The 10,920-nt window shown below is 61.4% G+C and carries 8 protein-coding genes and 1 pseudogene; 5 read left to right on the top strand and 4 right to left on the bottom strand.

Annotation, left to right across the window (positions count from 1 at the left end; all coding sequences use genetic code 11):
- Both G8E10_RS24360 and G8E10_RS24355 read left to right on the top strand, forming a co-directional pair.
- A partial coding sequence (locus G8E10_RS24360) for a lytic transglycosylase domain-containing protein (RefSeq protein ID WP_167130996.1) occupies nucleotides 1-2,008 on the top strand: 2,008 nt, incomplete at its 5' end.
- 101 nt (nucleotides 2,009-2,109) lie between these two features.
- Nucleotides 2,110-3,003, top strand: a complete 894-nt coding sequence (locus G8E10_RS24355; protein ID WP_167130995.1) for an alpha/beta fold hydrolase — start codon at nucleotides 2,110-2,112, stop codon at nucleotides 3,001-3,003.
- Nucleotides 3,004-3,120: 117 nt separating this feature from the next.
- Here G8E10_RS24355 and G8E10_RS24350 read toward each other — a convergent pair whose 3' ends face one another.
- Nucleotides 3,121-4,149: a porin gene (locus tag G8E10_RS24350; protein WP_110799723.1), complete on the bottom strand. Its 1,029-nt coding sequence runs from the start codon at nucleotides 4,147-4,149 to the stop codon at nucleotides 3,121-3,123.
- Between the two features lie 606 nt (nucleotides 4,150-4,755).
- Between G8E10_RS24350 and G8E10_RS24345 the strand changes: the two genes are divergently transcribed.
- Both G8E10_RS24345 and G8E10_RS24340 read left to right on the top strand, forming a co-directional pair.
- Nucleotides 4,756-5,769 (top strand): porin, encoded by a 1,014-nt coding sequence (locus G8E10_RS24345; protein ID WP_132714439.1) that lies wholly within the window; start codon nucleotides 4,756-4,758, stop codon nucleotides 5,767-5,769.
- A 350-nt stretch (nucleotides 5,770-6,119) separates the two neighbouring features.
- A complete protein-coding gene (locus tag G8E10_RS24340) occupies nucleotides 6,120-7,103 on the top strand; it encodes a tyrosine-type recombinase/integrase (RefSeq protein ID WP_425530879.1) in 984 nt (327 codons plus the stop codon).
- A gap of 145 nt (nucleotides 7,104-7,248) precedes the next feature.
- Here the strand turns inward: G8E10_RS24340 and G8E10_RS24335 are convergent, their stop codons facing one another.
- The 3 genes and pseudogenes from G8E10_RS24335 to G8E10_RS24325 form a co-directional block, all read right to left on the bottom strand.
- Nucleotides 7,249-8,070 carry a transglutaminase-like domain-containing protein gene (locus tag G8E10_RS24335; RefSeq protein ID WP_110799726.1) on the bottom strand — a complete coding sequence of 274 codons (822 nt, stop codon included), beginning with the start codon at nucleotides 8,068-8,070 and terminating at the stop codon, nucleotides 7,249-7,251.
- Nucleotides 8,071-8,245: 175 nt separating this feature from the next.
- Nucleotides 8,246-9,112: pseudogene (locus G8E10_RS24330) on the bottom strand (transglutaminase family protein); the annotation flags it as partial.
- Between the two features lie 85 nt (nucleotides 9,113-9,197).
- Nucleotides 9,198-9,491: a hypothetical protein gene (locus tag G8E10_RS24325; protein WP_167130992.1), complete on the bottom strand. Its 294-nt coding sequence runs from the start codon at nucleotides 9,489-9,491 to the stop codon at nucleotides 9,198-9,200.
- Between the two features lie 208 nt (nucleotides 9,492-9,699).
- Here G8E10_RS24325 and G8E10_RS24320 point away from each other — a divergent pair, with 208 nt between their 5' ends.
- Nucleotides 9,700-10,878, top strand: a complete 1,179-nt coding sequence (locus tag G8E10_RS24320) for a M20 metallopeptidase family protein (protein WP_281517793.1) — start codon at nucleotides 9,700-9,702, stop codon at nucleotides 10,876-10,878.
- The last annotated feature ends 42 nt before the right edge of the window (nucleotides 10,879-10,920 follow it).

Raw genomic sequence — 10,920 nt, 5'->3', positions numbered from 1 at the left:
CCCGACAGCCGTCGCATCCGCAGCGGAAGCTTTCGTACCCGTTCCCAAGGCGCCGGCCGCCTTCAGCGGCATGACGGATGGTGGCATGACCGGTGCCATTCCGCGCAGCACCATCCCGGCCTCCGTTGCTGCTCTCAAAGACGGTTTGGACGCCCTGACGAATCGCGATCCCGTGCGCGCCATCGCCGTGCGCAACGCCATGGGCGACGATACGCTCGACCGGCACATCCTCACCTGGGCCATCGCACAATCGACGCAAAAGGGTATTCCGTCCTACGAAATCGCGCGCGCCCAGCAGGAACTCAAAGGCTGGCCCGGCCTCAGTGGGCTGCGCGCCAGCTCGGAACGCGCGCTCTACCGGGAGAACCCGGCGCCGAAGGATGTGCTCGCGGCCTTCGGCAGCACCACGCCCGAGACGTCGGAGGGCACGCTGATCCTCGCGCGGGCGCTGGTTGCGAAAGGCGACACGCGTCAGGCGGCAACAAGGCTTCGCACGCTCTGGGCGACGAAAGCGCTGGACGCCGCGACGGAAACGAACGTGCTTGCGGAATTTCCAAGCCTGCTGACGACGGCAGACCATAAGCGCCGCATGGAAATGCTGCTCTATCGCGGCCGTTTCGAGCAGGCGACGCGCTTCAGCGATCTCGGCAAGGCGCAGTCGCTCTATCGCGCATGGATCGCCATGTCGAAAAAGGCCGCGAATGCAGATGCGCTGATCGCCGCCGTCGATCCGTCCTGGCGCAGCGATCCGGCCTTTCTGTTCGTGCGGATCGAGCAGTTGCGCAAGCAGGAGAAGTACGACGCCGCCGCAAAGCTCCTGTCGCAACTCCCGAAAGACCCCGAACGCCTGATTGACACGGGAGAATGGTGGGTCGAGCAACGGATCATCAGCCGCGGGCTCGCCGATGCTGGAGATTTCCGCGGTGCCTACCGGGTTGCCGCTGCGCATGTGGCCACGGATGCCGCCGATGTGGTGGATGCGGAATTCCATGCCGGCTGGTATGCGCTGCGCGGTCTTCAGGACGGGCAAACGGCTGCCGCGCATTTCGAGCGCATTCTCAAGGCATCCAACCGGCCGATCTCGGTGTCGCGCGCCTATTACTGGCTCGGCCGCGCTGCCGAGAAGGGTGGCCCCGGACAGGCCAAGACCTATTATGCCAAGGCAGCCGCGCTTTCGGGCACGTTCTATGGGCAGCTGGCCAGCGCAAAGCTCGGCCGCAAGACGCTGAACGTCACCTATCCCAGCCCCACGGCCGAGGACCGCACGCGGTTCGAGAGCCGGGAAGCCGTTCGCGCGATCGGCCGGCTTGAAGCGGCCGGACATGGCTGGCGGGCGGACGGGCTGTATCTGGCGCTGGCCGACAACCTGACCAGTCCGGGTGAGCTCGCGATTCTCTCTGCCCGCTCGGAAAAGACACGGACGCATAGCCTCGCGCTTCAGGTCGGCAAGCTGGCCTTCGGCCGCGGAATCGATGTAGCGGCCCTCGCCTTTCCCTTGGGCGTCATCCCGGGCACGGCGAACATTTCGGGTTCCGGCAAGGCGCTCGCCTATGCCATCGCGCGGCAGGAAAGTGCCTTCAACCCGGCTGCGGTATCGCCGGCGAATGCGCGCGGCCTGCTGCAAATCCTGCCGACAACGGCAAAGCTCGTCGCGAGCCGCCATGGCATCCCCTATTCCAAGGAACGCCTGACGACGGATGCCGGGTATAATGCGACGCTCGGTGCTCATTATCTCGGCGAGCAGATCAATGATTTCGGCGGCTCCTACATCCTGACCTTCATCGCCTACAATGCGGGCCCTCGCCGCGTGCCGGAATGGATCGGCCGCTATGGCGATCCGCGCGGAAAATCGATCGACGAGGTGGTGGACTGGATCGAGCGCATTCCTTTCGCCGAGACGCGTAACTACGTGCAGCGGGTCATGGAGAACTACCAGGTCTATAAATCGCGACTCGGACAAAGCGCCGATATCGTCGAGGATCTGCGGATGGGACGGCAGTCGTCCTGATCAGGCCGGTTCCTCCTTTCTTCCTTTCGCCTTCGTCCCCTTTATAAAGAAGAGAGAACCGAGACGGCGGAGCGACACGAACCTCCGCGAAGGGAGGGGATATGGACAGGAACGATATCGTCGAGCATTTCATCCGGGTTCGCGACGGCCTGACGCTGTTTGCGGCGGAGTATCCTGCCGCTCACCGTCAAGCGGATGGCAACAATCCGCTGCCCGTTGTCTGCCTCCCCGGCCTCAGCCGCAACTCCCGCGACTTTCATGGTTTTGCAAAGGCCATCTCGAGCGATCGGGAAAAGCCGCGGCGGGTGATCGCGGTCGATTATCGAGGTCGTGGACGATCCGACTGGGACCCGGATCCGAGCCGCTACCAGCTCTCTGTCGAGGCGGGCGATGTTCTGGAGATCTGCGGCGCGCTCGACATCGATGCTGCCATCTTCGTGGGAACATCGCGCGGCGGCTTGATCCTCCACCTTCTCCCCGGCATGGCGCCCGGACTTTCACGCGCCAACATCCTTAATGATATCGGTCCCGTGATCGAGATCGGCGGGCTGCTGGCCATCGCCCGCTATCTGAATGACGAAGGCCGCTACGCATCTTGGCGTGCTGCGGCCATGGCGTTGAAGATGCTGCACGGGCCGGCCTTTCCCGCCCTTCAAGCCTCGGATTGGGACGATATGGCACAAAGCCTCTATCGCGAGGCCGAGGGCATCATCATACCGGACTTCGACCCTGCCCTCGTCGCACCGCTCCTCGAACTCTCGGCGGAAACGCCTCTGGCCGACCTTTGGCCCCTCTTCGATCGCCTCCGGGACCAGCCCCTCATGGTGATCCGCGGCGAGACATCGTCTCTTCTCTCGCAGAAGACGGTTTCGGACATGGCCCAGCACCACCCCGGACTGCATGCGTTGACGGTGCCCGGCCAGGGTCACGCTCCCCTCCTCCACCTCCCCGGCGTCATCGAGCCGATCGCGGACTTTCTCGCGACACTGGCTTAAGCAACGCGGCATATTCTGCGCCGACATCAGCTTCCGTCGTGCATCGTCTCGTCCGAAAACGAAAAAACCCGGCATTGCTGCCGGGTTTTCCATCAATGACCGTGAGGTCAAGTGATATTAGAAGTCGCGCTGAAGGCGAACGAAGCCAGTCCACTGGTCGTCGGATACGAGCGCGTCAGCTGCGTCGCCGTCGAACTTCGTGTAGTTGACGGTTGCCAGCGTGCGCAGGCCTTCCGTAACCTGGTAGCCAGCCGTCAGGCCAACCTTCCAAGCGTCGAGGTCGTTGTTGAACTGGCTGCCCGTACGGACGTTGCCGAAGTACTGAGCGGCCGGGGTGATCGTCAGCTTGTCGGTTGCCTTTACAGCGTATTCAGCTGCAACGGTCCATTCAGCGCGGTCGTAGTAGTAGTTCGGGTTCGTGGCGTACTGGCCAGCGATGCCGAACGTGCCCGGGCCGATTTCAGCCGTAGCAAGCAGGCGGAAAGCAGCTTCTTCGACGTCGACGTCGTAGGAAGCGAGACCGTAGACGTTGAAGCCGCCGATCGTTGCACCGAGCTTACCGGTTACGCCAACGTCGTTGTTGCTGTCGCGGTCGGTGAAGTAGGTGTTCTCGATTTCTTCAACCGATACGCTGGCGACGAAAGAGCCGGCGTCATAGGTGTAGCGAGCCGAGTTCTGCAGAGCGCCGAACGAAGAGTCGAGCGAGTCGGTTTCGCCAGAGAGACCATCGTCCCAGTAGCTGTAGAAGTAACCGACGTCGAAACCAGCGATGTTGATCCATGCGCCGTCAAGGAATACGTCGCTTTCGGTATCAGCCTGAAGGTTGATGTAGGACGACAGCGTGCCGTATTCCGTGTCGTTCTTGGCAGCGAACGTCAGGTAGCCACGCGAGTAGCCATCATAGTCGCCACGGCCGTTTGCGCCGTAGGTATTTTCGTTGAAGCGAACTTCCGTACGAACGTAGCCGCCGATCTTGAGGCAGGTTTCCGTGCCCGGGATGTAGAAGTAGCCGGTGCCGAAAGCGTCGCAAACGCGAACGTATTCCATTGCTTCCGGTTCAGCAGCGACGATGGCGTCGGCAGCGTGTGCGCCGGATACTGCTGCGAGAGCGGCAGCGGAGCCGAGAAGAAGGCTCTTAATGTTCATTTCTGACCTCCAGTCAAAAGTTTAAAACGGGTCTGGGTATTTTGCTGAAGGACAGCGTTCCCTGCCCCATCCCCAACACTTCAGAAGTTGGCGATCAACCGCCCTTGCTTCTGGATTTGAAAATACCTGACCCGGCCGATGGCGCAATCACCAACTTGCTATCCCGCCTCCTTTCGCCCGCCCTTCCGCATGTCCTGTTGCTGAAACGACACAAAATGGCCATCCGGGCTCCGAAGTCTTAATGAGAGCTTAAGAAAATCGTTTGTTGCGAAGTGCTTAGCGGTGCGGAGGCTTGCGCGAAACTGATGTTTAAGGTGTCAAAACGGGGGCTACGCCGGTCGCAAGGCCTCCCCGCCGTCACCATCCGCCGCCTGGGTGCCCTGGCACCGTGCCATTCGACCGGACCTGAGAATCGGTTGCCGCGCATGATTCCCTCCAGAGAATCGATGTCGGGAGGTTCGGACACCCGATATTGCGAGAGCAAGGCGTCCGGACTGTCGACCCGCGCTGATGGTGCCGCAGGACCGCACGAGGCGCCGACTGCCTCAAAGCCCTGCTGGCCAGACGTTTGGTAAGTTTTGACTCATTTTTGACTGGAGGTCAGAAATGAACATTAAGAGCCTTCTTCTCGGCTCCGCTGCCGCTCTCGCAGCAGTATCCGGCGCACACGCTGCCGACGCTATCGTCGCTGCTGAACCGGAAGCACTGGAATACGTTCGCGTCTGCGACGCCTTCGGCACCGGCTACTTCTACATCCCGGGCACGGAAACCTGCCTCAAGATCGGCGGCTACGTTCGTACGCAGTTCAAGTACGACGAAGACGCCTTCGGTATTGATCCTGTTGGCCCGCGCGGCAAGACGGGCGACTGGGACGCTCAGACAAAGGGCTACCTGACCATCGAAGCCAAGAGCGACACCGAATTCGGCGCGCTGACCGGCTACATCAACCTGGAAGCCAACGACACCAAGGACACGCTGCTCGACGGCGCTTGGATCAACATCGCTGGCTTTGACGTCGGTTACTTCTACGACTGGTGGGATGACGGTATTGCCGGCGAAACCGACGAAATCGGCTCTGAAGAAACCCTTCAGAACTCGGTTCGTTACACCTACGAAGGTGGCCCGGTCGTTCTCGGCGTTGCCGTCGAAGAACTCGCAACGACCAACCTGAAGTCCAACGACGACGTCGGCGTCTCCGGCAAGCTCGGCTACACACTGGGCGGCGTCTCGGCAAACCTCATCGGTTCCTACGACTTCAACGTTGAAGAATCCGCTTTCCGCGCCATCGTTACCGCTGATATCGGCCCCGGCTCGCTTGCTGTCGCTGGCGTCTACGCCACGGACCCGAACTACTACTGGTCCAAGTCCGAATGGGCTGTTGCAGCTTCCTACGCCCTCAAGGCATCGGACAAGCTGACGATCACGCCCGGCGCGCAGTATTTCGGCGACGTCAAGTTCAACAGCAACATCGATGCCTGGAAGGTCGGCGTAACCGCTCAGTACCAGATCACGACCGGCCTGAAGACCTTGGCAACCGTCAACTACTACGACGAGAACAACGATGCTGGCCCGGATTCCGAAAAGTGGACCGGCTTCCTCCGTCTGCAGCGCGACTTCTAAGTCACGCACCCGCAACGTCGTCAGACCTTCTGATGTGAAGGTCTGACATCCAAAAAAATAAAGCCTGCAGTTCTCACGAACTGCGGGCCTTGTGGTTTTGGAATTTTGAAAATAAGTATGCACTGTATAAGGCATATTCACTATGCTTGATCGTGTGCCTTCTGCGCCGATCGGGCTCCCGAAACATCCGAAGCGATCCCGCTTCCCTCGTTCGCAAGGTCTGCATCGCACCCCGATGCCGTCACTGCCGGACTGCGTCCATCATGCTGCAGAGCCCTTCCACGGCCGAGCAGAGAGTACCTGCATAGGCGCCCTCTCAGGGTGCATCATTGGAGACGGCATTCATGGATATGAACGGCAAACCCTTCGTAGCGGAGTCGTATGGCGCCGGCTCGTTTTCCGGGCTCTCCTACACGCTGCGCGCGGGGGGCGACTTCGAACCGCCGGCCACGCATACGCTCGTCACGCTTCTCGATCGTTATGGCGACACGCTCTGGGAGGGCGGCAAGCACAAGGCCAATGTCGTCGCCTTCATCTACGATCTCTACGACATGATGCCCGAAAAGGAATTCAGCGGCTTCTCCCAGGACATGCTCGACCGTCTGGTGAACGCGCTGCGCAAGCGTGGCAACAGCAATGCCACGATCAACCGCAAAATGTCGGCGCTGAGCAAGCTTCTGCGCAAGGCGCACAAGATCGGCGACATCAATGTCCTACCGGATTTCACCCGTCAGAAGGAACGCGCGGGGCGCGTGCGCTTTCTGGAGCATGATGAAGAGGTGAGGCTTTTCGCGGCGATCGGTGCGCGCAACGAGCTTTATCAGCGCCTCTGCATCTTCCTGGTCGATAGCGGGGCCCGTCTTGGCGAGGCGCTCGGTCTCCGCTGGAACGACCTGCAGGGCTCCATGGCCACCTTCTGGATCACCAAATCCGGGCGCAGCCGCTCCGTACCCCTGACGACGCGGGCGCGCAAAGCCATTGGCCATGCCACGGCGCGCGGTCTCGGGCCGTTCTCGAGCATCGACCAGCAGCAGTTCCGCACGGTGTGGAAGGCGGCGAAGCAGGATGCCGGTTTTCTCGACGATCCGGATCTCGTGCCGCATGTGCTGCGCCACACCTGTGCCTCACGGCTCGTGCGCGGCGGCATCGATATCCGCCGCGTCCAGATGTGGCTCGGCCACCAGACGCTACAGATGACGATGCGTTACGCCCACCTCGCCTCTCACGACCTCGATCTTTGCGTACCCGTCTTGGAGCGTGCCAGTCAGAAAGCCTCCATGTCCGCAAGGACAAACCGGATTCCGCAACAGACGCAGTCGGAACAGGCATGCTAAATCAGTGCCGACTTTTCCGACAGCAAGCGAGCGTAGTGCGTAGAGAAGAGGCTTCTCCACGACTGTCCACTTGCCCCTCGGCCGAGGAACGCACGTCCCTCGGCCTGCCTACGCCACCATAGACGGCAGAAGGTTTTCGCAAGCCCTATGAGGCCGAATCATGCGGAATTTCATCCGTTACCACGTCAAAGCGCACGAGCGCGGCGGGTCCGAAGGCTGTGGAGAGCGCAACGTCCGTCGCATCGCGTCCGGTTGCCATAAGGATGCGGCCGATGCGAGGCTTGTTGTGGCGGGCGTCGGCCGTGTGCCAGTGCCCGCCAAGATAGACCTCGAACCAGGCGCTGAAATCCATGGGATTGACGTCCACCGGCACACCGATGTCGCCGAGATAACCCGTGCAGTAGCGAGCCGGGATATTCATGGCGCGGCAGAGGGTAATGGCGAGATGCGCGAAGTCTCGGCAAACGCCGGTCTGATCGGTGAACCCGCCAAATGCCGAGCGCGTCGCATCTGCCCGCTGATAATCGAACCGGATGCGGTTGTGGGTGAATTCCATGATCGCCGCCACGCGGGGCCAGCCCGGAGGGACATGGGAAAAGGTCTGCCAGGCAAAGGTCGCGAGGCGATCGGTGTCGCAATAGCGGCTGCCGAGCAGGAAGACGAGCACGTCGTCGGGCAGATCCTTGATCGAATGCTGCACGGCATCATACGGGATGATATCGGGCTGGCCGCTGTCGTAGATCTCGAACGTGGTCGAGAGCGTCGTGATGCCGGCCGGCGCGACGATCCGGCTGCAGCTGTTTCCGAAGCCATCCACATATTCCCAGGCCTCGATCGGCCGGTCGAACTGCAAAACCTGTTCCGTCAGCAGATCCACGCGCCTGGAAGGATGAATGTTGAGCACCAGCAACATGGCGGTGTCCTGTTGGCATTCATAGCTGATGTGGAAACCGGCTTTGATCTTCAAATGCTCTATCCTTCGTTGGGAGGTGACGGGAGGGTCATGCTGGACAGGAAATGGTTTAGGATGCCGATTGTTTCGAGCGCGCGCGTTCCGGCGTCTCGATCTCTGCGTTTTGCGGAATGCCGGCTTGCGCGTGGGGCTCGCTGGCGGATGTGTCGCCGGCCGTCGTCGGCGCCTCGCTGACCACATTGACCTGTACGGTCATGCTGTCGAAGTCGCCTTTCTTGCCGTCATAACTTCCCGAGAGCGGCACCGCCTGCCGGGGCGTGCGGGCCACGCCGACGCGGATCAGATCGCGGTTGCCGACGATGCCGTTGGTCGGGTCGAATTCCACCCACCCTGCCCCCGGCAGGTAGACCTGACACCACGCATGGGTCGATCCGCCGCCCAGCGTGCGCTGTCCATCCCGGCTCGGCACGTAGATATAGCCGGTGACGAACCGTGCCGCGAGGCCGAGCGAGCGGGCGGCTTCCATCATCAGCAGGGCAAAATCGCGACAGGTCCCCTTGCGCAGGCGCAGTGTTTCCAGAGGCTGCTGGGTGCCGTGCTCCTGCCGCCGAGCGTAAACGAAACCCTCGCGAATCGCATAGCAGAGGGTCATCAACAAATGTCCGGTCTCCGTCGGCCGACCGACCCGCACGAACTGGCGCGCCCATTTGCCGACCTGGTCCTCGGGATCGGGACAATGCCGCTTCATCGTCCGTTCGAGGTCGAAGGCCTCTTCCGGATCGTAGGAGAACGGATAGGTTCGCGCTGCCTCGTCGATCACGAAATCGATCGGCACATGCGGCGTGTGTTCGAGCCGGATCAGCGTCTCGAACGTCAGTTCCCGCGCTGGCTTTTCAAAGCCGACCAAGGCCACGCAGTTGCCGAACACATCATGGATCCAGCGAACATAGCTCGGCTCCGGAGACACATGCAGGGACGCTTCCAGAAGCGTCTGATCGAAACTGTCGCGCGGTCGAAACATCAGCCGGTGCTCGCCGAAGGCAACCGGCCGCTTGTATCGATAGGACGTCTTGTGGTGAACCGAGAAGAGAACCATTAGCCGACGTTAGCACCTCGCCTGCCGTTCGTCGCCAGTAAAGCTTGCAAAAATCGGGATTTTGCAGGCTCCCCGAGCCATTCGCTCAGCCTCGCAGCGTCCGTATGAACCAAGCAAAAGAACGCTCCGATCGCGATTGTTGATCGAAGAACCGCATCCAGGGGTTGTCCAGCGTCTTCAGCCTGTCGCCCAGTGCAGAGACTTTGCGACGGATCACGACCTCGTATTCGCCTGCCGGCATTCCATCATAAACAACGTCGGGAACGATGATGGTGACGCTGCCATATTTCCGGCTTTTGCGATGCCGCGTCGCGACGCGATCGACAAGCTCTATCGCACCGGCCTCGATGGCATCCGGGAGAAGACGGGGCTGTTTCATCACGATCATCCTTTCGCCCCATATGTGGCGCCAGCCGGGCAAACGATCAAGGGGTGGCATTCGGCTCGCCGCTGTCAGAACCAGACGTCGACGGTTGGCGAATGCGGGAAAATCGAGAGGCCGAAGAGCAATGCGCCATGCTGGACGTATCGGCACTGGCCGCATAACGTGAACCCATCCGCCTCAAACAAGAGACCTTGATATCGACATGCTTCGGAATGATCTCAACAGCTTCATCGACACCGTTTCCCGCGATCGAGAGGCACAGCTTGTCGCCATCCGTCGCGATCTGCACATGCATCCCGAAGTCGGCTTCAATGTCGAGAGAACGGCAGCCGTTGTGGCGCGGGAACTGTCGGGGCTTGGGATCGAGCATGTGACGGGCGTCGGGCGAACCGGCGTAGTCGGTTCCATCAAGGGGGGAGCGCCCGGCCCGACCCTCCTGATTCGCGCCGACATGGACGCCCTGCCGATCCGGGAGCAAACCGGGCTGCCCTTTGCCAGCGCTGTCGATGGGCGGATGCATGCCTGCGGACATGATCTTCACACCGCGACCCTGATCGGGATCGGCGCCGTCCTCAAGGAAATCGCGCCGCAGCTTCGCGGCAATATCAAGCTGATGTTCCAGCCTGCCGAGGAAACACAGGAGAGCGGCGCGGCGGCGATGATCGCCGATGGCGTTCTCGACGATGTCGATTTCGCGCTCGGCTTTCACAATCATCCCGATGAGCCGGTCGGGACCTTCAGCTTCGTCGAAGGCATCGCGAACGGTTCGTCCGACGAGTTCGAAATCACCCTTCACGCAGCCTCTGGCCACGCCGCGCGGCCACATCTGGCCATCGACCCCGTCGTTGCCACCGCGCAACTGATCACGCAGCTCCAGACGATCATCTCGCGCGAAGTCGATCCCATGCAGCCGGCCGTGCTCACCATCGGCTCCATCCACGGCGGCGATACCCACAACATCATTCCCGACAGCGTGGCCATCATGGGAACCGTGCGTTGCCAGGATCCGGCATCCCGCGATGTCATCGAGGCTGCGATCCGGCGTGTCTGTGCGGGTCTGGAAGCGTCGATGCGGGTGCGTTGCGCAATCAATTTCGTGCGCGGCGTTCCGTCTCTCGTCTCCGACGACCGTCTCTTGAAGCTGACGATGTCGGCCATTCGCGATCATTTCGGCGATGTCGTCCATCCCCGTGCTTCAAACCTCGGCGCGGAAGATTTCGCACTGGTCGGAGCGCGGGTGCCCGCGTTCCAGCTGGGCGTGGGTGCCGGACAGGACGGGCGAAACGATCAGCTTCACAATTCGGATTACCAGCCCGACGAAGGCTGCATCGTCAACGGGGTCGTCGCGCTCTCGCTTGCAGCTGCCCGGCTGCTGTCGTGAGGCAGGAGTTCACGGTGTCGGACAGGGGCCGATCTGCATTTT

The sequence above is a fragment of the Ferranicluibacter rubi genome (genome assembly GCF_011603255.1).
Taxonomy (GTDB): domain Bacteria; phylum Pseudomonadota; class Alphaproteobacteria; order Rhizobiales; family Rhizobiaceae; genus Ferranicluibacter; species Ferranicluibacter rubi.
This window is presented reverse-complemented; position numbering and strand designations above follow the sequence as displayed.